This is a genomic window from Marinobacter sp. (assembly GCF_041687235.1).
In the GTDB taxonomy this organism is placed as follows: domain Bacteria; phylum Pseudomonadota; class Gammaproteobacteria; order Pseudomonadales; family Oleiphilaceae; genus Marinobacter.
Map to the genome: position 1 here is coordinate 48,276 of NZ_JAWLCH010000014.1, position 23,178 is coordinate 71,453.

The 23,178-nt window shown below is 59.2% G+C and carries 24 protein-coding genes; 16 read left to right on the forward strand and 8 right to left on the reverse strand.

The window, feature by feature from the left end; genetic code table 11:
* The first annotated feature begins 18 nt into the window (after window positions 1-18).
* On the forward strand, window positions 19-534 hold the full coding sequence (locus tag ACESMK_RS16335; RefSeq protein WP_373001065.1) for a dihydrofolate reductase: 516 nt from the start codon (window positions 19-21) through the stop codon (window positions 532-534).
* Here ACESMK_RS16335 and ACESMK_RS16340 read toward each other — a convergent pair.
* Entirely contained in the window at window positions 513-2,039 is a 1,527-nt protein-coding gene (locus ACESMK_RS16340; protein WP_373001067.1) for a DEAD/DEAH box helicase, read from the reverse strand. The genes ACESMK_RS16335 and ACESMK_RS16340 overlap by 22 nt on opposite strands.
* A 199-nt stretch (window positions 2,040-2,238) precedes the next feature.
* On the opposite strand from ACESMK_RS16340, the gene ACESMK_RS16345 reads away from it, so the two are divergent.
* Entirely contained in the window at window positions 2,239-3,027 is a 789-nt protein-coding gene (locus ACESMK_RS16345) for an acyl-CoA thioesterase (RefSeq protein WP_373001069.1), read from the forward strand.
* A gap of 13 nt (window positions 3,028-3,040) precedes the next feature.
* Here the strand turns inward: ACESMK_RS16345 and ACESMK_RS16350 are convergent, their stop codons facing one another.
* From ACESMK_RS16350 to ACESMK_RS16360, 3 genes are all read right to left on the reverse strand, one after another.
* Window positions 3,041-3,940 carry a haloalkane dehalogenase gene (locus ACESMK_RS16350; RefSeq protein ID WP_373001071.1) on the reverse strand — a complete coding sequence of 300 codons (900 nt, stop codon included), beginning with the start codon at window positions 3,938-3,940 and terminating at the stop codon, window positions 3,041-3,043.
* A 147-nt stretch (window positions 3,941-4,087) separates the two neighbouring features.
* Window positions 4,088-4,336, reverse strand: coding sequence for a hypothetical protein (locus tag ACESMK_RS16355; RefSeq protein ID WP_373001073.1), 249 nt, complete (start codon window positions 4,334-4,336; stop codon window positions 4,088-4,090).
* 74 nt (window positions 4,337-4,410) lie between these two features.
* Window positions 4,411-4,761, reverse strand: coding sequence for a hypothetical protein (locus ACESMK_RS16360; protein ID WP_373001075.1), 351 nt, complete (start codon window positions 4,759-4,761; stop codon window positions 4,411-4,413).
* Window positions 4,762-4,888: 127 nt separating this feature from the next.
* Between ACESMK_RS16360 and ACESMK_RS16365 the strand changes: the two genes are divergently transcribed.
* Both ACESMK_RS16365 and ACESMK_RS16370 read left to right on the forward strand, forming a co-directional pair.
* On the forward strand, window positions 4,889-6,004 hold the full coding sequence (locus ACESMK_RS16365; protein WP_373001077.1) for an AI-2E family transporter: 1,116 nt from the start codon (window positions 4,889-4,891) through the stop codon (window positions 6,002-6,004).
* A gap of 123 nt (window positions 6,005-6,127) precedes the next feature.
* Window positions 6,128-6,547, forward strand: a complete 420-nt coding sequence (locus ACESMK_RS16370; RefSeq protein WP_373001079.1) for a peptidoglycan-binding domain-containing protein — start codon at window positions 6,128-6,130, stop codon at window positions 6,545-6,547.
* 74 nt (window positions 6,548-6,621) lie between these two features.
* On the opposite strand, the gene ilvD is transcribed toward ACESMK_RS16370, so the two are convergent.
* Entirely contained in the window at window positions 6,622-8,457 is a 1,836-nt protein-coding gene (gene ilvD, locus ACESMK_RS16375) for a dihydroxy-acid dehydratase (protein WP_373001081.1), read from the reverse strand.
* 159 nt (window positions 8,458-8,616) lie between these two features.
* Between ilvD and ACESMK_RS16380 the strand changes: the two genes are divergently transcribed.
* Together ACESMK_RS16380 and ACESMK_RS16385 are read left to right on the forward strand one after the other, a co-directional pair.
* Window positions 8,617-9,873, forward strand: coding sequence for an HDOD domain-containing protein (locus ACESMK_RS16380; protein ID WP_373001083.1), 1,257 nt, complete (start codon window positions 8,617-8,619; stop codon window positions 9,871-9,873).
* Between the two features lie 52 nt (window positions 9,874-9,925).
* Entirely contained in the window at window positions 9,926-10,504 is a 579-nt protein-coding gene (locus tag ACESMK_RS16385) for an LON peptidase substrate-binding domain-containing protein (protein WP_373001085.1), read from the forward strand.
* A gap of 5 nt (window positions 10,505-10,509) precedes the next feature.
* Here the strand turns inward: ACESMK_RS16385 and ACESMK_RS16390 are convergent, their stop codons facing one another.
* Genes ACESMK_RS16390 through ACESMK_RS16400 form a run of 3 tightly spaced genes read right to left on the reverse strand, consistent with a single transcriptional unit; the run spans window position 10,510 to window position 13,969 of the window.
* On the reverse strand, window positions 10,510-11,961 hold the full coding sequence (locus ACESMK_RS16390; protein WP_373001087.1) for a bifunctional DedA family/phosphatase PAP2 family protein: 1,452 nt from the start codon (window positions 11,959-11,961) through the stop codon (window positions 10,510-10,512).
* Window positions 11,958-12,956, reverse strand: coding sequence for a GGDEF domain-containing protein (locus ACESMK_RS16395; RefSeq protein ID WP_373001089.1), 999 nt, complete (start codon window positions 12,954-12,956; stop codon window positions 11,958-11,960). The genes ACESMK_RS16390 and ACESMK_RS16395 overlap by 4 nt, the downstream gene beginning before the upstream one ends.
* On the reverse strand, window positions 12,953-13,969 hold the full coding sequence (locus tag ACESMK_RS16400) for a GGDEF domain-containing protein (RefSeq protein ID WP_373001091.1): 1,017 nt from the start codon (window positions 13,967-13,969) through the stop codon (window positions 12,953-12,955). The genes ACESMK_RS16395 and ACESMK_RS16400 overlap by 4 nt, the downstream gene beginning before the upstream one ends.
* A 173-nt stretch (window positions 13,970-14,142) precedes the next feature.
* Between ACESMK_RS16400 and ACESMK_RS16405 the strand changes: the two genes are divergently transcribed.
* The 10 genes from ACESMK_RS16405 to lipB all read left to right on the forward strand — a co-directional run bounded on the left by ACESMK_RS16405 (window position 14,143) and on the right by lipB (window position 23,178).
* Window positions 14,143-15,399 carry a glutamate-5-semialdehyde dehydrogenase gene (locus ACESMK_RS16405; protein ID WP_373001093.1) on the forward strand — a complete coding sequence of 419 codons (1,257 nt, stop codon included), beginning with the start codon at window positions 14,143-14,145 and terminating at the stop codon, window positions 15,397-15,399.
* 5 nt (window positions 15,400-15,404) lie between these two features.
* Window positions 15,405-16,055: a nicotinate-nucleotide adenylyltransferase gene (nadD, locus tag ACESMK_RS16410; RefSeq protein WP_373001095.1), complete on the forward strand. Its 651-nt coding sequence runs from the start codon at window positions 15,405-15,407 to the stop codon at window positions 16,053-16,055.
* A gap of 70 nt (window positions 16,056-16,125) precedes the next feature.
* Entirely contained in the window at window positions 16,126-16,476 is a 351-nt protein-coding gene (gene rsfS / locus ACESMK_RS16415; RefSeq protein WP_088829597.1) for a ribosome silencing factor, read from the forward strand.
* A 2-nt stretch (window positions 16,477-16,478) separates the two neighbouring features.
* Window positions 16,479-16,949 (forward strand): 23S rRNA (pseudouridine(1915)-N(3))-methyltransferase RlmH, encoded by a 471-nt coding sequence (gene rlmH, locus ACESMK_RS16420; protein ID WP_373001097.1) that lies wholly within the window; start codon window positions 16,479-16,481, stop codon window positions 16,947-16,949.
* Between the two features lie 9 nt (window positions 16,950-16,958).
* Entirely contained in the window at window positions 16,959-18,851 is a 1,893-nt protein-coding gene (gene mrdA, locus ACESMK_RS16425; protein ID WP_373001099.1) for a penicillin-binding protein 2, read from the forward strand.
* Complete coding sequence (gene rodA, locus ACESMK_RS16430) at window positions 18,851-19,993, forward strand: rod shape-determining protein RodA (RefSeq protein ID WP_373001101.1); 1,143 nt, start codon at window positions 18,851-18,853, stop codon at window positions 19,991-19,993. Before mrdA ends, rodA begins: the two co-directional genes overlap by 1 nt.
* Before the next feature lie 122 nt (window positions 19,994-20,115).
* The gene (locus ACESMK_RS16435) at window positions 20,116-21,009 is read left to right on the forward strand and encodes a septal ring lytic transglycosylase RlpA family protein (protein ID WP_373001103.1); all 894 of its coding nucleotides are present in this window, start codon (window positions 20,116-20,118) and stop codon (window positions 21,007-21,009) included.
* 58 nt (window positions 21,010-21,067) lie between these two features.
* Window positions 21,068-22,234, forward strand: coding sequence for a D-alanyl-D-alanine carboxypeptidase family protein (locus tag ACESMK_RS16440; protein WP_373001105.1), 1,167 nt, complete (start codon window positions 21,068-21,070; stop codon window positions 22,232-22,234).
* A 30-nt stretch (window positions 22,235-22,264) separates the two neighbouring features.
* A complete protein-coding gene (locus tag ACESMK_RS16445; RefSeq protein WP_069183958.1) occupies window positions 22,265-22,534 on the forward strand; it encodes a YbeD family protein in 270 nt (89 codons plus the stop codon).
* 5 nt (window positions 22,535-22,539) lie between these two features.
* Window positions 22,540-23,178 (forward strand): lipoyl(octanoyl) transferase LipB, encoded by a 639-nt coding sequence (gene lipB, locus ACESMK_RS16450; RefSeq protein WP_373001107.1) that lies wholly within the window; start codon window positions 22,540-22,542, stop codon window positions 23,176-23,178.

A 23,178-nucleotide genomic window follows, 5' to 3' on the forward strand; every position in this document is an offset into this window, starting at 1 on the left:
CCTGCACGAGGCGAATACATGAGAAAAGCCCTGATCGTAGCCATGTCCCGCAACCGGGTTATCGGCCGGAACAACAATCTGCCGTGGTATCTGCCGGGTGACCTCCGTTATTTCAAGCAGGCCACCATGGGCAAGCCCATTATCATGGGCAGGAAGACCTGGGATTCGATTGGCCGGCCGTTGCCGGGCAGGATGAATGTGGTGATATCCAGGAATGAAACCTGGGAAGCGCCAACCGGCACGGTGGCCGCCAAGTCACTTCAGGAGGCGTTGGTAAAGGCTGAAGCCCAGGCCGAACTGGAGGGTGGAGACGAAGTCATGGTTATCGGCGGCGGGCAGATCTACGCCGAGGCGCTGCCCCTGGTCGATCGTATGTACATCACCCAGGTGCACGCCGAGGTGGAAGGGGATGCCTTCTTTCCGGAAGTAAACTGGGATGAGTGGGAGGAAATCGGACGGGAGGATTTCTCCGCGTCCGATAACAACCCTTACGACTACAGTTTCGTCGTCTATCAGCGCTTGGCGTCTGCCTGACGGGGCGGGCGCTTGCCCGCAGGCTTGCCACCCTTTCCGGAAGGTTTGCCCTTGGGGCCGGGGCCGCTGCGACCTTTCGGTCCTTTCTTGAAGCCGCCTTTCGGGCCTTTGCGATTCTCGCCCGGGCGACCACCCTTGCGATCACGGCGCGGTGGTGGAGTTGCTGATACCACGGGCAGGGCCTCTGGCTGTTCCAGCGGCAGAGAGCCCGGCTGGGCTGCTTCCATCCAGCATGCCAGTGCACCGGCCACCATGGCCATATCCATCTCGTTACGTTCCGCAATTTCGTCCAGCAGGGCCATGGTCTTGGCCAGCTTCTTGTCTTCGGCGAACGCCAGCAGTTGGGTCTCGAACTGCTGCTCGCGCATCTTCTTCAGTTCAACCGGTGACGGAAGCTCATAGGCCTGCATGGGCGAATTGGTGGCGCGTTCCAGGGTACGGAGCCAGCTACGCTCCCGGGGTGTGACCAGAAGAATGGCCTTGCCTTCCCGCCCAGCACGGCCGGTGCGGCCGACGCGATGGATGTAGGCCTCGGTATCGTAAGGTACATCGTAGTTGATCACGTGGGTGATGCGGGGCACGTCCAGCCCACGGGCGGCGACGTCCGTGGCAACGATGATGTCCTTCTTGCTTCGCTTGAGGTCTTCAACGGTCTGCTCGCGCTGGCGCTGGTTCAGGTCGCCGTTCAGCGGCGCAACCGCGTGGCCGCGGGCTGACAGCTTCTCGGCCAGCAGCGTGGTTTCCGCCTTGGTACGCACGAAGATGATGGCGGCGTCAAACGGCTCCACTTCGAGAATCCGGGTCAGGGCGTCCAGTTTGCGCTCAGCGTACACCGGCAAAACGAACTGGGAGATGCGCTCGACCGTGCGGGTTTCGCTTTCAATGCGGACTTCCGTGGCGTTACGCAGATAAGTCTGGGCCACTTTTTTGATCTGCGGCGGCATGGTGGCCGAGAACAGGGCGCGCTGACAGTTTTCCGGCGTTTTCGCCAGAATGGCTTCCACGTCGTCGATAAAGCCCATGCGTAGCATTTCGTCGGCTTCATCAAGAACCAGTGCTTTCAGGCTGTCCAGCTTCAGGGTGCCCTTGCGCAGGTGGTCGAGCATACGGCCCGGCGTACCGACGATGACCTGGGCGCCGCGACGAAGGCCCTTGATCTGGGGATAGAAGTCCTGGCCACCGTAAATCGGCAGAACATGGAAGTTCCGGAACTTGCTGGCGTAGGTGGTAAAGGCTTCAGCCACCTGGATGGCAAGTTCCCGCGTTGGCGCCAGCACCAGAATCTGGGGGTCGGTTACAGAGGCGTCAATCCGGCTCAGAAGGGGCAGTGCAAACGCCGCGGTTTTACCGGTACCGGTCTGGGCAACGCCCAGCAGATGGTTGCCGGCCAGCAGTGCGGGAATGGCCTGGGCCTGGATGGGAGACGGAGTTTCATAGCCAACGGCGGACACAGCTTCAAGTACGGCTGGATCAAGCCCCAGTTCGGCAAAGGACAATTCAGACATTGATTCACTCGGAATTCGGGAGGTAGAGCATTGTCGGGCAATGCATGATGTGTCGATATTATAGCGGTTTTGTTGCTGCTTTAATACGCAAAAACCCCGGAAGGGGTGTAGGTAGTTGCCGGGGACCTGCCATTGCGTTGCCGTCCGATCTTCGGCAGTCTTCGTAACTATCCCGATAGGTTGCTAACAGGAACATGAAATGACCTTTGACGAATTATTGCGGGCGGCTCAGGGCAGTCAGGAACTGGTTATGCCCGGGAGCTGGTCCCAGGGCAGGGCGACGTTCGGTGGGCTGACGGCGGCCCTGATGTTTGAGCGCATGGAGAAACTTGTTGCCGAGGGCCGGGCCATGCGGTCGATGCAGGTGTCGTTTGTGGGGCCGGTGGAGCCGGAAGTACCTGCCAGCTTTGAGGCCGAAATTCTCCGCGAGGGTAAGGCGGTCAGTCAGGTGCAGGGGCGCATTGTCCAGAATGGTGAGACCCGGCTGGTTTGCCTGGCCAGCTTTGGCGGAGACCGGGATTCAGAGGTGCAGGTAGATGCTCTGCCGGCGCCTGAGGCGACTCCGGTCAGCCAGTGTCCGGGACTGGACTATATCGAAGGCGTTACCCCGGAATTTATCCGGCAGATCGAGATGCGCTGGGCGTTCGGTAATCTGCCGTTCAGTGGCAAGGGTGGCCGCGAACTTGGCGGCTGGATGCAGTTCCGGAAAAACCCGGAAATGTTCTCCGATGCTCATATCATTGCCCTGGTTGATGCCTGGCCGCCGGCGGTCCTGCCTTATGTGAAGCAGCGAGTGAGGACCAGCTCCCTGAGTTGGGCCCTGGATATCATGCATCCCAGGCCCGCCATCGAGCCAGGCGACTGGCTGCTTTACAAGGTCTCGATAGACCAGGCGGGAGCCGGTTACGGTCACACTCAGGCCGGGATATGGACAGCTGAGGGTGAACTCGTGGCCCTGAGCAGGCAGACGGTAACTGTTTTCGGCTAGGAGTAGGGGCGGCTTACGCCGCCATTTCCGATTTCAGGGCATCAATTATGATGCGGGCGAAATCTTCCGGTGAGTCTTCCTGCAGGAAGTGCCCGCCCCGGAGAGTGATGTGGGGCTGGCCATGGGCGCCTGGAATCCGGCGCTGCATGTGCCTGTCGCCGCCTCGTGTAATCGGGTCGCCATTGCTGAAGCAGGTGATGAACGGCTTTTTCCATTTTTCCAGAACCTGCCAGGCGGCCTTATTGGCGTCGCTGTCAGGAGTGCCCGGTTCTGTCGGTACCAGCTTCGGAAATGCTCTGGCTCCTGCCTTGAACTCTGCCGACGGGAAAGGCGCCTCGTAGGCAGCAATTTCAGCCTTGCTCAGCGTACGGTCAGTGCCCAGTTGTACAATGCGCCCAACCGGAAACCAGGGACTGTGGGTGGCAAAGGCCTTCCACATGGAGAATACCGCAGGAACAGGTGCCTCGCCGGTTGGCAGCATACCATTCCCCACGATAATACGGCTGAAGCGCTGGCGGTGCTCTGCCGCCAGACGCAGGCCAAGAAGTGACCCCCAGTTCTGGCACACCAGGGTGATGTTGGTGAGATCCAGCTGTTCCAGCCAACTGGCCAGCCATGCCAGATGGCGGCCATAACTGTAGTCCGCAACCGAGGCCGGCTTATCGGATTTGCCGAAGCCGATCAGGTCCGGCGCCAATACCCGATGCCCTGCGTTTGCCACCAGGGGAATCATGTGCCGGTAAAGATAAGACCAGGATGGCTCGCCATGGAGCATGAGTACCGGCGAACCAGTCCGCGGGCCCTCGTCAACGTAGTGCATCCGGAGCCCGGGTTCTACGTCGAGATGGTGTGGAGCAAAAGGGTAGTCCGGAAGACCTGCGAAGCGGGCTTCATCGGTTCTCAGAATACGCATGCCATCGACTGTCCTGACTGATTGGTTGCGTGATTGCCGGGGGACATCCGGTAAGCGGAATGCCCTAATACAATCGTCGAAGATCAGGATAAAGCAGATGGAAAATTTGTGTGTTTGAGTTGCGTAACAGAGCGTTGCCGCTTTGAATCAGGACGCAATGCCAAACAGGCGTTCGGGGTTGTCAACGCGGGCCAGGGCCTGATCGCAGCAATTGACGGCGCCGCAATCGTCGGCTGAGCAAAGGCCGATGGTCTGGCATTCCATATCCTGATGCTGGTTACCTTCGTTCCGGAAAATCCGGGCCCTGGAAAGAATTGAGCGGCAGTGACCGCACAGCAGGGTAGGAACCGCACTGCCTTCAGCCAGAATTGCCGTGTAATGTTGTTGTTCAGTCATAAATATCCTCCTGATACTGCCCAACATATGGGCCGAGTATGACATTTCAAAGTCGGGATGCCCGTTTATACGGCTCAACTGTCAGGATCGACCAGTGGCCGGCGGTTGGAGCGCTTGTCGTCCCAGTCGAGCTCCTTGGGGTCATACCAGCCAATCGCCCCCAGGACTCTCTCCCGTGTCTGTGGCGACAGCGTGGGCCAGAGCTCCTGGAAGTCCTCAAGGCCCAGCTCGCGTTGTTTCTGTTGTTTGCTCTGAAGCCGGTTAATGATGCGCGGCAGCTGCAGCGCCTCGCCGAGCTGTCCTGGCACCATGACTTCCTGGCCCATCACCTTGCGCCGGTGAGTTCGGGCAGCCAGTACTTTACGCAACTGCGTGGCAGCTTCCAGAGCAGTTTCGATGGTGAAGGTTTCCAGTTCCAACCGCACGACCTGTCAAGTAGTTGATCAATAACCGTTCACTATAACCCGAAGAGAGCTACAGTGGCCACGCCAGCGTGGTAGGCTAGAGTGACTTGTGGAATTCCGGAACCATGATTGGGGAACAGCAGGAACTATGTACGCAAAACTTGAAACACGGACTTTTCTGGCCTTGCTGGTGGGCGTCTCCCTGGCTTTTGTGTTTCTCATGAAACCTTTCTTCGGGCCTATATTCTGGGCGGTTGCCATTGCCCTGATTTTTCATCCGGTGCAACAGATGCTGGTTTGCAAGCTGGGTGAACGGCCCAACGTGAATGCCCTGATTACACTGTGCATCTGTATGTTCATCGTGGTGATTCCCGTCCTTGTTCTGATCACCTCTCTGGTGGCTGAGGGCGTTGCGATTTACCAGCAAATCCAGAGTGGTGAGCTGCGTCCGGGGGAGTACATCGATCGGGTCAATCAGTCTTTCCCGGCAATTCAGGCGTTTCTGGCCCAGTTTGACATCAACTTCGGTGAGTTGCGGGATCGGATCGTCAATGCCTTTGTGGGCGGCAGTCAGTTCCTCGCGAAACAGGCGTTCGGTCTTGGCCAGAATACCTTCCAGTTCTTTCTGGGGCTTGCTCTGATGGTCTATCTGGCGTTTTTCCTGCTGCGTGACGGGAAGGCACTGGTGGAACTGATGATCAGGGCCCTGCCACTTGGGGATGAACGCGAAAGGTTGTTGTTTGCCAAATTTGCCGAAGTTACCCGAGCCACTGTGAAGGGTAACTTGCTGATTGCCATCATCCAGGGGGCTCTGGGGGGGCTGATATTCTGGGTCCTCGGAATCAGTGGCGCCTTGCTCTGGGGTGTGGTGATGGCGATCGTATCGCTTTTGCCTGCGGTGGGTGCAGCGCTGGTCTGGGTGCCAGCCGCCATCTACCTGGCCGCAGTTGGAGATGTGATCGAAGCGGTGGTGCTGACGCTATTTGGCGTGGTGGTCATCGGGTTGGCAGATAATCTGCTTCGTCCGGTACTGGTTGGTCGGGATACCAAGCTTCCGGATTATATCGTGCTGCTTTCGACCCTCGGCGGCATCGTGATGTTTGGTATCAATGGTTTTGTGATGGGGCCGCTGGTTGCAGCCCTGTTCATGGCTTTCTGGGGAATTTTCATACGCGAATTCAGTGAGGAGGCCCATGCTTCACAGGGCACCGCAGCGGTTGGGGAGTCTGAGCAAGGTCGGGATGCGAGCCCTGATGTCGAGTAAGGCGACATGCGACAAAAGTATGGTAGGCTTTTAGGCGTTTGCCCCAGCCTGTGGAGATAGGCACCACATAACAAGAAAGAAACGGATATCGATGAGATATCAGGAGTCAAGCAGGTGAGTACCATGAGAAAAGCAACTACCCGATTGGGACGCCTGGCCGCTGCGGCCGGATTGGCGGTCACACTGGGCTTTGCCCCTGCGGCTTTCGCAGATGAGATCGTTGCACTCAAGAATGCGCTCTACGGAGCCGGTTACGACATTACCAATGTCACCCCGCAAATGGATGACTCGACCCGGTCCGCACTGACCCGATTCCAGCAGGATAACGGCCTCCAGGCTACAGGGAACCTGGATGACGCCACCAAGGAAGCGTTGGGCATGGTTTCAGTTCAGGTTGCTGCGTCGGCGCCAGCACAGTCTGCCAGTGGCTCCAGCGCAACCACGCAGGATTCGGCCGCTTCCTCGGCAGAAGCCTCCGCCCCGGAGCCGGAGCAGGACGACGCTATTGAGGAGGAGGAAGACGGCGGCTGGTCGCTCTGGTAATCGGGATCAAATGAACTGAAAAAGCCCGCCGGGTTTCCCCGCCGGGCTTTTTTGCCGGTTGGCGATCCCGATGATCAGTCGAGCTTGTCGAGATCCCGAACGGCACCTTTATCGGCACTCGTGGCCAGCAGTGCGTAGGCTTTAAGCGCTGCCGACACCTTGCGATCCCGGGGCAATTCCGGTTTCCAGCCCTTGGCGTCCCGGGCTTCCCGGCGACGATCCAGTTCGTGTTGGTCCAGCTCGACATTGATGGTCCGGTTCGGGATGTCGATTCGGATGGTATCGCCGTTTTCGATCAGCCCGATGGCGCCTCCTGCGGCAGCTTCTGGCGACGCATGGCCGATGGACAGGCCGGAAGTGCCGCCGGAGAAACGCCCGTCGGTCAGGAGGGCGCAGTCTTTACCCAGCCCCTTGGATTTCAGGTAGCTGGTCGGGTAGAGCATTTCCTGCATGCCCGGGCCGCCACGGGGCCCCTCATAACGGATAATCACGACCTCGCCGGACTGGACCTCGTCAGCGAGGATGCCGGCAACGGCGGTATCCTGGCTCTCGAATACCCGTGCCTTGCCCTCGAACACGTAGATGCTCTCGTCCACGCCCGCGGTTTTGACCACGCAGCCGTCCAGGGCAATATTGCCATACAGTACCGCGAGGCCTCCCTCCGAGCTGTAGGCGTTCTCAACCGACCGGATGCATCCGGTTTCCCGGTCGCCATCCAGGGTCGGCCAACGGGTGCTCTGGGAGAATGCGGTCTGGGTGGGTATGCCGGCGGGCCCGGCTTTGTAGAATTCGACCACTTCGGTGGGCGGCGATCGCATGATATCCCAGGTCTCCAGGGCTTCTTTCATGGTCTTGCTGTGCACGGTGGGAAGATCGGTGTTGATCAGGCCGCCCCGTTCCAGTTCGCCGAGAATGCCCATGATACCACCGGCCCGGTGGACATCTTCCATGTGATATTTGGGTGAGTTGGGGGCCACCTTGCACAGTTGCGGAACCCGGCGTGAAAGCTGGTCAATTTCGTTCAGGGTAAAGGGAACCCCGCCCTCCTGGGCCGCCGCCAGCAGGTGGAGAATGGTATTGGTTGAGCCGCCCATGGCGATGTCCATGACCATGGCGTTTTCAAAGGCCGCCATCGAGGCAATGCTCAAAGGCAGTACACTGGCGTCGTCTTGTTCGTAATAGCGGCGTGCATTCTCCACAATCTGTCGACCAGCCTTCAGGAACAGCTGTTCCCGGTCAGCGTGCGTGGCCAGCAGCGAGCCGTTGCCGGGAAGGGCCAGGCCGATGGCCTCGGTCAGGCAGTTCATGGAGTTGGCGGTAAACATGCCGGAACAGGATCCGCAGGTAGGGCAGGCACTGCGCTCATATTCCTCCACCTGCTCGTCGGAGGCGTTGGGGTCTGCCGCAATGACCATGGCGTCCACCAGGTCCAGCTTGTGCTCCGACAGCTTGGTCTTGCCGGCTTCCATTGGGCCGCCGGAGACAAAAATCGTTGGGATGTTCAGGCGCATGGCGGCCATGAGCATGCCCGGGGTGATTTTGTCGCAGTTGGAAATGCACACCAGGGCGTCGGCGCAGTGGGCGTTGACCATGTACTCTACGGAGTCTGCGATGATTTCCCGGGAGGGGAGGGAGTACAGCATGCCGTCGTGGCCCATGGCGATGCCATCGTCCACGGCAATGGTGTTGAATTCCTTGGCAACGCCGCCGGCGGCCTCGATTTCGCGGCACACCAGCTGGCCCAGGTCTTTGAGGTGCACGTGGCCTGGCACGAACTGGGTGAAGGAGTTGGCAACCGCGATAATGGGCTTGCCGAAATCCCCGTCTTTCATACCGGTAGCGCGCCAGAGGGCGCGGGCGCCGGCCATGTTGCGGCCTGCGGTGGATGTCCGCGAACGATACTGAGGCATGGTGTTCTGTTCTCTCTGTTGTTACCTGATGGCAATGAGCAAAAAACAGAGGATACCAGATTAGACTCGAGGCGCATGGTTGTTTTCCGGGTCGCTGTTTACAATAGTTAACAGACTTGCCAACTTATTTTCCGGTTTGAACCGACAAGGAGTATGCCTATGGCTGGCCAGGAAAGCCTGCCGCTTCGTCGCCTTAAAGAGTTTCAGCCGTTGAATCGGCTGACGGATGATCAACTGGTTCTGCTTGCCAGCCGTGCCGAGAGAAGAACCCATGGCCCCGGACAGCGGGTTCTGGAGCGTGGCGTCCGGGATGGCCTCGACTTCTTCCTGATCGCAGGTAAGGTAGAGCTGGAGTCTGTGGACGGTCGCAAATCGGTTATAGAAGCCGAGACTGAAAAGGCCCATAACCCCATTGCCCGGCTTCAACCCAGGATGTACGACGTCACGGCGGTAAAGCCCTGCGAGTTCCTGGTAGTTGAGCAGGAAATCCTCAACCAGCTCCTGCGCTCGGCACCGGTAGAACAGGTCGAAATGGATTCCGGTGAAGGCACCGGTGGCATCGAAAGCGAGGAGCACCACCTGCTGATGGAGTTCCTGTCGGAGCTGAGATCGAATCAGGTCAAGCTCCCCAGTGTTCCGGATGTGGCCTGGAAAGTCCGGCGGGCGGTTGACCGTGAGGAGTCGACGGCGGATCAGGTGGCGCTGGCAGTGTCTGCCGATCCGGCCATGGCCGCCAAGCTGGTGCGCGCCTGCAACAGCCCCCTGTATCGCGGTTTCAGTGATGTCCGTAATGTCCGGGAGGCGGTTGTCCGCCTCGGCATGCGCACGACCCGTCAGCTGGTGACCGTGTTTTCCATGAGGGAGGTGTTCAAAACCCGCCAGGCAGCGTTGCAGAAAGAAATGGAAAAGCTCTGGCGGCATTCCCGGGAAGTGGCGGCATTGTGCTGGGTGCTGGCGGATCATGCCACGCAGCTCAACCCTGAAGAGGCGTTACTGGCAGGCCTGCTCCATGATATCGGTGTGGTCCCGGTACTTGTTCAGGCAGAGCATCATGTGAATCTCTTTGCCGACGAGGCCAATCTGAGCCACGCTATCAGGGAGCTCAGAGCGGAGGTGGGTACTGCAGTTCTGGAGAACTGGTCGTTCCCGCCGGCATTCGTTGAAGCCGTCCGCCACGCCGAAGACTGGGGCTATGAATGCCGTGAGGCGTCGCCCCAACTGGTGGATGTGGTTATTGTGGCGCAATTGCATTCGATGATCGGTTCCAGCCAGAATGCCGAGTTACCCCCGTTCGATCAGGTGCCTGCGTATCAGCGTCTGGGCGAGCTCGAACTCAATGCCTCCCGCAGTTTGCAGCTTCTGACGGAGGCCAGGGCCCGAGTCGACGAAGTTCAGCAATTGCTGTCCATCCGGTAATTGTCGGGACTGTGTAAACTTTGGAGTCTGCTTACCGGTGACTGTTGCACTTATGAATGTACCCTTGTTCCCCCTGAACTCAATCGTCCTGCCCAGGGGGAGGATTCCCTTGCAGCTGTTCGAGCCCCGCTACATCGACATGCTGACCCGTTGTCTCAAGGAGGATCGGGGTTTTGTCGTGGTGCTGTTGCAGGAAGGTGGGGAAGCCGGGCGCACGGCATCCTTCTATGATATCGGAACCTATGTGCGGATCATCGATTTCCAGCAGCTTGAAAACGGTCTTCTTGGGATTACCGTTGAAGGCGAGTCAAAGGTGTCCGTGGTCCGCAGCTGGCAGCAGGAAGACGGGCTGAACGTTGGCGACGTGGAGTGCCTGATTGAAGAGGCGGAAAGCGAAGTGCCGGAGCGTTTCACGGAGTTACCCTCAGTGCTCAAGGCGTTGTTCCGGCACCCTGTAATCCGGGATCTGAACATGGACGTTGACTATGGCGATGCCCGGGACGTTGGTTGGCGCCTTACAGAATTGCTTCCCCTGGACAAACAGGAGAAACAGAAGCTCGTGGAGTTGCAGGATCCGCTGGAGCGGCTCAGCAGGCTTCAGGAGTTATTGGAAGCGTTGGAGGAAGGCTGAAGCCTCTAGTCCACAGGCCGGAAATTCGTGACCGCCTGGTCCCAGGAAAGCGTGATATAGCCTCCCGCAAACACCAGCCATAGTGCGGTGGCAGCCGCGATGGTTACATCGGGTGCCAGAGGTACCTTGTCATACCGGCTGTAACTGGCCCGCACCGCCCCGGTGACGGCCAGTGCCAGCAACAGCCCTCCAATCACGTCGGTGAACCAGTGAACCCCCAGGTACAGGCGGCTCAGAGCCACGGGCACCAGTGGTAGTGAAAGCAGGACATAATACTGCCAGCGCTTTCGGTGCCGGCTTTCACCAGCAACAAAACTTGCAAGCAGGGTTACAAGCACCGTAATTCCCGCCGTGTGACCGCTGGGAAAGGCTCCGGAATCCGGCGGCCCGATCACTTCTTCCGGCCGCGGAACCCCGAGCAGGGATTTCAGGCCCCAAACCAGCACAACGGTCACAGCAGCGGCCATCAGAATATGGATGGCAGCGGCATAATAGCCCCGGAATAGCAGGGCCGCGCAGGCCAGTGCGCCGGCCGCGATCAGCACCGGGGCATCACCAAGCAGTGTGATGACAATGAAAGGGCCGTCCAGCAGGGGCTGGCGGAGTTGCTCGAACCAATGAAGAGTGGCCTGGTCGAAATCATCCAGCAGATTTGTTGCCGTGGCCAGTTGCCCCCAGATCAGAAGCAGTGCGGAGGCTCCAAGTGCCAGCATGAAGGAGGCAAGGGGAAACTCGCCTTCCCTGGCGGGGCGCTGATTGGTGTACAGGCGCCAGAACCGGTTCGTGGCTTCGTATTGGGTCATCCGTTGCTTCAGCCACTGGTAGAAACGACTCGTTTCCCCGAGCCCCAGCTGAAACCGCAAAAGCACGAAATAGACCACCGTCAGCCCGGCAAGGCTGATTCCGATCACGGCATAGAAGTGTGCAGGAGGCCTGATCTGGCTGGCGAGGGCGCTACCCACCAGAAAGCCCGGAAAAATATAGACCGGTGCCCAGGCGATGGCCGAGCCAACGTTGAAAGCCAGAAAGCGACGCCAGGACATCATCAGGGCCCCGGCAATGAGTGGAATCACCGGTCGTACCGGGCCTACGAAGCGCCCGATGATTACGCTTTTGCCCCCATGGCGGTTAAAAAAACGCTCTCCGGTGTCGATAATCCCCGGATAACGGCTCAGCGGCCAGACCGTGGTCAGGCGGCCCTGCAAGAGGCGACCGAGACCGAAGCTCGCCGTGTCACCTGCAACAGCGCCAAGCCCTGTCCAGAGCAGGGCTTCCGGCAGGGGCATGCCGGTCTCTCCGGCCAGTACGGCCACTGCAAACAGGATGGCGACACCGGGGACGATAATGCCGGCTATGGCGAGGGACTCGATGAAAGCGGTCGCGAAAAGGGCCAGCGCCAGCCAGCCGGGATGGAGGCTCAGCCACGCCGACAGCTCGTTAAGCCAGGCACTGCTCATGTTTCGATGGTTTCACCGGGGCTGAACCAGACCGAATCAGCACCTCGTCTGCGGGCTTCCTCCATGGCCTGATGGGCCCGTTTGCGGAGCGTGTCGGTCCGGGTGTCGCCGCTGCCGCGGGTGGTGCAACCGAGGCTTACCGTTGCTTTGCCCACCACGGGCCAGTTGTGTTCAGCGATGGTTCGGCGAATTCGTTCGGCAATCACCCTCACGCCTTCTTCCGGCGTGAATGGCAGGATCAGGAAAAATTCCGAATCGTTGAGGGTGTAAAGTGTATCGCCGGCGCGAATCACTCCGAAGAGGTGTTCGGTCATATCACGGAACAGACCCTGCACCTTATCCCTGCCGTGGAGATCCGCCACCTCATCCGCATAATCGATACTCAGATCAATGACAGACAGGCAATGCCCCGTGGCAATGGCACGGCTGATCTCCTTCTGAAGTGTTTCATCCAGAAAGCGGGCGTTGTGAGCACCCGTGACCGGGTCGGTAATGGCGAGGTCTTCTGCCGACTGGGCCATGTGGTCGTAGTGCCAGATATACAGGGCCGCGACCGCCAGAAGAATGAACAGCCCTCCGGTGATGGTGATGGCATCAGCCGGCGCTTGCCCCAGAACGAGGATGATCGACATGGGTACGAGCAGCAAAAGGGACAGCCCCACGCCCTGACGCAATGGCAGGATAAGCAGGTTCAGTACCAGCAGAGGCATGGCCCAATGGCTGATGCCGGGGGCATCCATGGTCAGCAGCGCGGCCAGCATGCCACTGTTCAGGCCAGACAGGATGACCAGGTGCCCGGGCGCTGACAGCTGATGCCGACGACAGATAATCGTGTAAATGGCTCCAGCCAGGGTCAGAACGGCCATTCCAGAGGCCAGGTAGAACAGTTCGTAGAAGCCATAACGAAGGTTCTGCATGGCCAGGGTGAAAATGAACAGGCAGGCGATGCTGTAGCCAAAGGCGTGGGTCCAGGTTCTGAGGCGGGTCTCTGTCATGATACCGGCCCCTGTGCCTGTGGCTGGCTCGGTTGGGCCGGCTGTGACCAGGAACTGTAGGCCTGGCTTCGGTTGCCCCCCTGCTGCTGGGCCCGGCGCAGGGCATTCGCTGCACTCTGTTGCAGGCTGTTGGCGTCGTCGCCGATGTTCAGTCCGGCAATGCCGGTACTGACGGTCAGATTCAGGCCGTGGGATTCCAGAAGTGTTGCCAACCCCTTGCGAATGGTCTCTGCCCGCGCGATGGCTTCGCTGGTGGAAATGCCCGGCAGAATCACCAGAAACTGCAGGTCTGCAACGCGGTAGTAGGTGTCGAAATCGCGTATCTGGGAGTGCAGGTAGCGCCCAATCCGCGGAAGTATCGAGCGAATATCCTCATCCGGATCATTATCGCTCAGGTGGGTGTCCAATCCGATCATGATAAGGGACATGTCCGTGCCTTCCCTTTCGCTGCGCTGGATTTCCTTGTGCAGGTCGGCGGAGAGGTATTCCCGGCTGGCGGCCTGGGTCAGTTCATCGGTCCGGCGTAACGGAGCCAGTTGCCGGGTTTTGTAATCGCGCAGAAACACCAGCAGGCCCGAGAGCAGAACGGTCAGCAGGAAGGCGCTGATCATCTGGTGACGGTCCGCGAGGCCGAAAGCCCACTGTGTGGCGATCATCGCCAGAACAACAATTGCCAGGGTCACCAGTGCCGCGGCAGCGGGAGGAACCAGGGCAAAGGCAACCAGGGGAAGGGCATACAGCCAGTGGCTGAGGATCCACGGGCCGGTCCAGAAGCTGGCCAGCAGAATCAGCAGGAGAACCACAAAGAAAACTTGTTGGACCCGGGGCCAGGGCTGGTTTATCCGGTTGGGATGGAATGTTTTGCCGGCAATCACAATGCCTGCGGCCGCGGCGGCTGCAGCCGCAACCATGGGCTCACCGAGTGCGCCACAGAGGATCGCGATGGCGATCAGAGCCACGAAGCCTGCCCGCGACAACTTGCTTAACAGGAATTTTTCGGCCATCTGGGCCATGGTGTCCTTCCTTTTCCTCAACTCCCTGAAATAACCTTCCCTAAGGAGCCCTTAAGGTTCCGAGTATGGCATATCGCAGCGGTATAATATCTGTTTGGGATGCGTACTTGAAACGGGAAAGGTAAAGTTAGGCACTTATTCCCGATTCCGGTTGAAAACAGAAAGGTATTTGGATGGATATTGCAGCGTACATGGCTGAAGTAGGGCAGCAGGCCCGTGCAGCGGCAACCAGAGTGGCTCGTTCGACCACCGCGGAGCGTAATCAGGCGCTACTTGCGACGGCTGAGGCTCTGGATGCGGCCCGGGAGGAGCTGTCAGTGGCCAACGGCAAGGATCTGCAACGGGGCCGCGAAAATGGTTTGGATGCGGCGATGCTGGACCGGCTGGAACTCACGCCCCAGCGAATCGATACCATGATCGAGGGCTTGCGCCAGGTGGCGTCGTTGCCGGACCCAATTGGTGCCATTACCGACATGGCCTACCGCCCTTCCGGCATCCAGGTTGGCAAGATGCGGGTCCCGCTTGGGGTGATCGGTATCATTTACGAGTCCCGCCCGAACGTGACCGTTGAAGCCGCCAGTCTCTGTCTGAAATCCGGAAATGCCACCATCCTCCGGGGTGGCTCGGAGTCGATACATTCCAATCAGGCCATTGCCCGCTGTATTTCCGAGGGCCTGGCCAAAGCGGGGCTTCCCGAGAATGCGGTGCAGGTGATCAGGACCACCGATCGCGCGGCCGTGGGTGAGTTGATCACCATGCCGGACTATGTGGACGTCATTGTGCCCCGCGGTGGCAAGGGGCTGATCGAGCGTATCAGTCGTGATGCCCGGGTACCGGTTATCAAACACCTCGATGGTGTCTGTCATGTCTACATCGATAGCCATGCCGACCCGGAGAAGGCGCTGAGAGTGGCGGTTAATGCCAAGACTCACCGCTACGGCACCTGCAATACCATGGAAACGCTCCTGGTGGACTCGGAAATCGCCGAAGACATGCTTCCCCTCCTGGCCCGGGCCTTTATTGAAAAAGGCGTGGAGCTGCGGGGCTGCGAGCAGACCCGCGCAATTGTCGGAGGGGTTGTCCCGGCCACCGAGGCGGATTGGGAGGCCGAATACCTGGCTCCGGTGCTGGCGGTGCGGGTAGTCGAAGGGCTGGACGGCGCCATCGATCACATCAACCGCTACAGCTCCCAGCATACGGACAGCATCGTTACCGAGAACTACACCCGGGCCCGCCGGTTTATCACCGAAGTGGACTCCAGCTCGGTGATGGTCAATGCGTCAACGCGCTTTGCAGATGGGTTTGAATATGGCCTGGGGGCTGAAATCGGCATCTCGACCGACAAGATCCACGCCCGGGGTCCAGTGGGGCTAGAGGGTCTTACGTCCCAGAAGTACGTGGTCTTTGGCGACGGGCATGTCCGGACCTGATGCCCATGCATGTGATTTATGGCGGAACCTTTGATCCGGTCCATCATGGCCACCTGAGGCTGGCCCTGGAAATCAGTGATCGTCTCGGCGTGGAATACGTCAGCCTGGTGCCCTGTCATATTCCGCCGCACCGGGGCCAGACCGGGGCTTCCTCGGGTCAGCGCCTGGAGATGCTGCGGCTGGCCGTCGCCAATGAGCCCCAGTTGAGGATTGATGACCGGGAGCTGGCGCGGGAGGGCGCGTCATACACCGCGGACACTCTACGCCAGCTTCGGGCTGAACTTGGGCCTGATGAGCCCCTCGCTATGGTGGTTGGCACGGATGCATTCGCCGGTTTCGATCGCTGGCGGGAATGGCAGCAGATTCCGGAGTTGGCCCATGTGGTGGTGGTTCGTCGGCCTGGCCCTGCGCTGGATCCATCTGGTGAGCCAGCCCGGCTGCTGGCAGAACGGGGTGTGGCCGCCCCGGAGTGCTTGCGTGGCCGACCCTGTGGTGCCTTTCTGGAGCTGGATCCGCCACTTCTGGATATTTCCGCAACTGGCATACGGGAGCGCATTGGCGATGGCCGTTCGCCCCGTTACCTGATGCCCGATCCAGTCTGGGCAGAAATTCGCCGCCTGGGGCTGTATGGTGCATGCCCCGACGGGAACTTTTAGTGCTACAATCGCGTCTGAATATGACATTTCGGGCGGCCATACCGGCAAACGCCCGTCCAACAGGGTGATTATGCAGGCAGAGCAACTGAAAGATCTGGTAATTAATGCGCTTGAAGATGTGAAAGCACAGGACATCAGCGTGATCGATGTCCGTGACCGCACCAGTGTCACCGACTTCATGGTTCTGGCCTCCGGAACGTCCAACCGACATGTTAAATCCCTTGCTGACTCGGTCGTTGTTGAGGCCAAGGAGCAGGGTGTGCGTGCAAGCAACGTTGAGGGTGCCGGTGTCAGCGACTGGATTCTGGTGGATCTTGGTGATGTGGTTGTTCACGTGATGATGCCTGCCACAAGAGAGTTTTACGATCTGGAGCGCTTCTGGCGTGATGCTCCGGATCTTGGTGTTGCGGGCAGCGAGTAATCATGCGGCTACGTCTGATCTGCGTGGGGCAGAAAATGCCCGACTGGGTCAGTACCGGGTTCGGAGATTATGCCCGCCGCATGCCGCCGGAGTTGCCCGTGGAGTTGGTTGAAATCCCGGTTGCCCACCGGGGCAAGAATCCCGATATTCCCAGACTGATGCAGCGAGAAAGCGACGCTATTCTGGCGGCCACTGGTCCGAAAGACCGGGTGATTGCGCTGGAGGTCGGTGGTCGTCCCTGGTCGACGGAAAAACTCGCCAATCAGTTGGAGAGCTGGCAACAGGATGGCCGCGATGTCAGCTTCCTGGTGGGTGGCCCTGATGGGCTGGCGGAAGACTGCCGGAAGCGAGCCGATCAGCAGTGGTCCCTGTCACCGCTCACCTTGCCTCACCCTCTGGTGCGTATTGTGCTGGCCGAACAGCTTTACCGGGCCTGGTCGATCACCCGCAACCACCCATACCACAGGGCCTAGGGGGCGTTTATGCCATGGGGCGAATTCAAGGATACGGCGGCGGAACGCCGGCTTTTCCAGCGCCGGACTGTGGTGATGCTGGTGTTTGTGGTGCTGGCCGTTGGCGGTCTGCTGGCGCGTATGTACCAGTTACAGGTTGTGGAGCATGAGGTATACACAACCCTCTCTGACAAGAACCGGGTGCAGGTCCAGTCTGTTCCTCCGCCCCGTGGGCTGGTATACGATCGCAACGATGCCCTGCTGGCGGAAAATCGACCCGTTTTCAGTGTGACACTGGTGCCTGAACGGGTTCGTGGTATGGACGATACCCTCGGTCAGCTCGGCACGATCCTTGATATTTCTGAAGAAGACCGGGAGCGCTTTCAGCGCCGGCTTCAGGAACCCCGTCGCCCGTTCCAGGAAATCCCTCTCCGTTACGATCTTGATGAGCAGGAAATGGCCCGTCTGGCGGTCCATCGTCATGAGCTTCCGGGGGTGGAAGTCAAGGCCGAGCTGGTTCGCTTTTACCCGCACAGCGAACTGACGGCCCACGCCCTGGGGTTTGTCGGGCGGATCAACAGGGACGAGCTGCAACGTATCGATCCGGTCAATTATGCCGGGACCAACTACATTGGCAAATCAGGCATCGAACGGTTCTATGAGGAAGTCCTCCACGGTCACGTGGGTTATCAGCATGTGGAAACCAACGCCCGGGGCCGGACGCTGAGGGTCCTCGAACGGGAGAACCCCACACCCGGAGAGGACCTGCAGCTTCACCTGGATCTACGGTTGCAGCAGCGTGCCCACGAACTCCTGTCGGGGCGCCGGGGCGCAATCATTGCCATTGAGCCCGCTACCGGAGGCATTCTTGCGCTTGCCAGTGTGCCTGGCTTTGACGCTAATAAATTTGTCACCGGCATCGGCGTCAGTGATTACCGGGAACTGAGTAGCAGTCTGGACAAGCCCCTGTTCAATCGGGCCCTGAGGGGTCAATACCCGCCGGGTTCAACGGTAAAACCGATGCTCGCAGTGGCAGCCCTTGATAGCGGGGCCACCACCCGGGATTACACCATGTGGGATCCGGGACACTTCCGGCTCAAAGAGGGTGGCCGTGTCTGGCGCGACTGGAAGCGGACGGGCCATGGCTGGGTGGATCTGATGGATGCGGTTGCGGAGTCGTGCGACGTTTATTTCTACGAAATTGCCGTGGAAATGGGGGTCGACACCATGTACAGCTATCTCGCCCACTTCGGGTTTGGGGAAGACGCGACGCTCGACGTTTCCGGCGCCCTTAGCGGTCTGTTGCCCTCCAGGGACTGGAAACGGGCCGTCCGGAACGAACCCTGGTATCCGGGTGATTCCGTCAATATGGGTATCGGGCAGGGGTTCATGCTTGCCACACCGTTACAACTGGCCACCGCAACTGCCCTGATTGCCAACCGGGGCCGGTGGGTGGAGCCGCGACTTCTGAAGGACATCAAGGGGGATCGGCCAGTGGAGGAGTTTCTGCCCGCCGAGACCCACGAGCCGCTTACCCTGAAGAATCCTGAGGATTGGGAATACGTCGTGGATACCATGGTCGAAGTGATGCACGGCGCCAAAGGTACTGCCCGCAGTGCCGGTCGCGGTGCGCCATACAAAATGGCAGGAAAAACCGGAACGGCCCAGGTGTTCAGCCTCGCAGAGGATGAAGAGTATAACGAGGAAGAAATCCGTGAGAGGCTTCGTGACCATGCCCTGTTTGTGGGCTTTGCGCCTGCCGATAACCCGCAGATAGCGGTTGCTGTGATTGTCGAAAACGGTGGTAGCGGCAGTGGTACCGCGGCTCCGGTGGCTCGCGCCCTGTTTGACTCCTGGCTGCTCGAATACGGGCAGGCAGATGGTGCGCTTGTCAGCGACATTGAAGCACAGGTGGCCGACTGATGGCGTTCAAGGCGTTACTGGACTCAACCGCAAGCAATCCCCTTGGCCGGCAGCGGAGTATCTGGACCGCGCTGCACCTGGATCCGATCCTGTTACTGTTGCTCATCCTGCTGGTTTCCGGCGGACTGTTCGTGCTCTACAGCGGGGCTGACCGCAACCTTGAGGTGGTCAAGGCGCAGGGCATCCGGTTGGGCGTGGCATTCGTGGTGATGCTGGTGTTTGCCCAGCTTGACCCCTCGGTCTTTCGTCGCTGGGCACCCTGGTTGTACGCGGTTGGTATTGTCGCTCTGGTTGCAGTGATGCTGGTGGGCGTGGGTGCCAAGGGCGCCCAGCGCTGGTTGGCGATTCCGGGGCTACCCCGATTTCAGCCTTCTGAGTTGATGAAACTGGTGGTGCCGATGATGGCGGCCTGGTACCTGTCCAGGCATTTCCTGCCGCCAAGGTTGCGGCATGTGGCCGTGGGACTCGCTATTGTGTTGGTGCCCATGGTCATGATCATGCAACAGCCGGATCTGGGGACCTCCCTGCTGGTTGGCCTGGCCGGCATATTTGTCGTGTTTTTTGCCGGTATCAGCTGGAAGCTGATTGCGGCGTTCGTGGCCATGGTGTCGGTGTCGGCGCCGCTGATGTGGTTCTTTGTCATGAGGGAATACCAGAAGCAGCGGGTGCTCACGCTTCTGGATCCGCAAAGTGACCCCCTCGGTGCAGGGTGGAACATCATCCAGTCCAAGACTGCCATAGGCTCGGGCGGGATCGATGGTAAAGGCTGGCTGCAGGGTACCCAGTCACATCTCGAGTTTCTGCCTGAAAGCCATACGGACTTCATCGTCGCCGTGCTGGCGGAGGAGTTCGGATTTGTCGGCATGCTGATTCTGATGGCCGTGTATTTCCTGATTATCCTCAGATGCCTGTACATCGCTGCAACGGCTCAGGATTCGTTCAGTCGTCTCCTGGCCGGGGCGCTTACCATGACGTTCTTTATCTACATTTTTGTGAATGTCGGGATGGTAAGTGGACTTTTGCCGGTGGTTGGTGTGCCATTACCCCTGATCAGTTATGGTGGCACCTCGGGTGTCACCCTGATGGCAGCGTTCGGCGTTTTAATGTCAATTCATACCCATCGGCGAATGATTGGCGCCTGACCGGGGCCCGCTACCATGGCGATCGGGTAATGGTGATTCCGGCGGATAACCCGTTACAATAAAGAATGGGCCGCCGGAAACCCGATGATGGTGGCCAACGTGGTCAAGAGGAACTCCGGACAGTGAACTGCAAGCCTTCATTTTCTCTCCTGCTGGTGGTTGTTGCGGCGCTGATTCTCAGCGGCTGTGCGTCAGCCCCGGAAACGGATCACTCGTCCCGTTACACCATGGCGACCGACAGGGCACCTTCGGGCAACTTCGATGTCTCAGGGCTTGACGATGCGGTACCGGTGTATGAGGTTCCCCGCACGGCTGGTAACAAATCGCCCTATAAGGTCTGGGGCAAGCAGTACCACGTAGTCGACAGTAACGACGGGTATGTGGCCAGGGGCACGGCGAGCTGGTACGGAGAGAAGTTCCACGGCCACAAAACCTCAAATGGCGAGACGTTCGACATGTACGCCATGACCGCGGCGCATAAATCCCTGCGGATACCCGGGTATGCCCGGGTAACGAATCTTGATAACGGCCGTTCTGTGATTGTCCGGGTCAATGATCGGGGGCCGTTCCACAGTGACAGGATCATCGATCTTTCCTACGCTGCGGCCAAGAAGCTGGGGTACCAGGCCCGCGGTACCGCCCGGGTGGAAGTCGCTGCCATTACGGTCAGGCCCGATGGTGCCATGTTCCTCGCCGGCAAGCCTTTCTCACCCGGAGGCTCTGGGGGACAGGCTGAAAGCCGCGTGAAAGCGAGTGGTGATATGGCAATGACGAACCGGTCATTGTTCGTACAGCTGGGCTCGTTCAGCAGCCGGGATCCAGCCGAGAAACTACTCAGCCAGGTACGGGCCGTGCTGGAAGATCCAATGCGGGTTCGGGCCGTTGATACGTCCTCAGGGCGCTTTCATCGAGTTCAGGTAGGCCCGTTCAGCGATGAAGATGCCGCCAGGAAAACCCAGAGCCTTCTTGAGGCCCGTGGGTTCGATCAGTCGATCCTGCTGACGGATTCGCACTAAGCGTGCCAGAAAAAGACGCCTATAAAAGAAACACACCTAACGACGAATGAATGGACCCATGGCCTTGAAACCTACTCTTCGAACATTATCCGTTGTCTTTGTTCTGATGCTCGCCCTGTCCGGCAAGGCGATGTCCCAGTCAGTACTGATACCTTCGCCGCCCCAGATTGCCGGCAGCTCTTATGTCCTCATGGACCCAGCGAGTGGCAAGATCATCATGGAGAAGAACAGTCATGAGCGCCTGCCTCCGGCCAGTCTGACCAAGATGATGACGGCCTACATCGTCGAGCGGGAACTCGATGAAGGTCGCATCGCCATGTCCGACATGGTTCCCATCAGTGTCAAAGCCTGGCAAACAAAAGGCTCCCGGACGTTTGTACGGGAGGGGTCGTCCGTCTCGGTGGAGAATCTTTTGAAGGGCGTCATCATTCAGTCGGGCAACGATGCCTCGGTCGCTTTGGCTGAATTTGTTGCCGGCAGTGAAGATGCGTTCGTCGATATCATGAACCAGCAGGCTCAGATTCTGGGCATGAAGAATACCAATTTCGAGAATGCAACAGGGCTGCCTTCTCCAGATCATTTCTCAACGGCCCATGACCTGGCCCTTCTGGCCGAGGCGATCATTTATGACTATCCGGAGAACTACCCGTTATATACGGTGAAGCACTTCACCTATAACAACATCCGGCAGCCAAATCGCAATACGCTTTTGTGGCGCGATGATAGCGTTGATGGGCTTAAAACAGGTCATACCGAGGAGGCGGGCTACTGCCTCGTGGCCTCTGCCAAGCGCAATGACACGCGACTGATTGCAGTCGTCATGGGGACGAGCAGTGAGCAGGCCCGGGCCCAGGAAGTTCAGAAAATGCTGAACTACGGCTTCCGCTACTACGAGAGTGAGCGCCTGTTCCGGTCTGGCCAGGAACTGATTGAAGCCCGCGTTTGGGGCGGTCAGTCAGATCAGCTCTCCGTTGGCATGACCGAAGACGTTTTCGTCACCATTCCTCGCGGTTCCCGAAACGATCTGGAGTCTACCGTAGACCTTGATTCTGTCATCAAAGCACCCATCAAGGTTGGGGATGAGCTGGGACGGGTCAGGGTAACCTATAACGGAGAAGTGCTGGTGGACCAGCCGGTGCTGGCCCTGACCGAAGTTCCCGAAGGTGGCTTCTTCAAACGCATCTGGGACGCGATCAAGCTCTTTTTTGTTCAGTTATTTCAGTAAGGTGATGATGATCCCGGGGAGTAAAGCGGCATGAGTCAGCCGAAAGCACCAAAAATCGAGTTTCCATGCGACTATGTGATCAAGGTCATCGGCAACGCTGCGCCGGACTTCACCGAGTTCGTCGTGGAGGTTGTGGAGCAGCATGCGCCCGGGATCAGTGAAACGGATATCACGGTTAACGACAGCAGCAAGGGCCGGTTTTCCTCGGTACAGCTCAAAATTGTTGCAACCGGGGAAGCGCAACTGAAAGCCCTGTTCGAAGACCTCAAGGCCAGTGGCCGCGTGCACATGGTGCTCTGATCGCCATGGCCGACCTGATTGTCCGATCCCTGGGGGAACAGCCCTATCTGGAAACCTGGGAGGCCATGAAATCGTTCACCGCCGACCGGGATGACAGTGTGGCGGACGAGCTCTGGTGCCTTGAGCATCCCCGGGTGTACACCCAGGGCCAGGCGGGCAAGGCAGAGCATATCCTCGCCCCGGGGGATATTCCGGTGATCCCGGTTGATCGAGGTGGGCAGGTAACCTATCACGGCCCAGGTCAGCTTGTGATTTACCTGATGATCAACCTGACCCGCAAGAAGCTGGGCGTACGCTCCCTGGTGGATGAGATCGAGCAGGCGATCGTCCGGACCCTGGCAGGCCTGGGTGTGGAGGCTGCACCCCGGGCGGATGCGCCCGGCGTCTACGTGGGAGAATCCAAGATTGCCTCCCTTGGTTTGCGCGTTCGCCGGGGCTGCTCTTTTCACGGGCTGGCACTGAACGTGGATATGGATATGGAACCCTTCCAGCGCATTAACCCCTGTGGCTACGCGGGCATGACGATGTGCCAGGTGCGGGACTTCGTTCCGGGCGTGACTCTGGCCGACGTTCAGCAACGACTGTCAGAGGAGCTCGTCAGTGGCCTGGCTCACGAGGCCGTCGAGTTCCGTGAGGGCTGGTAG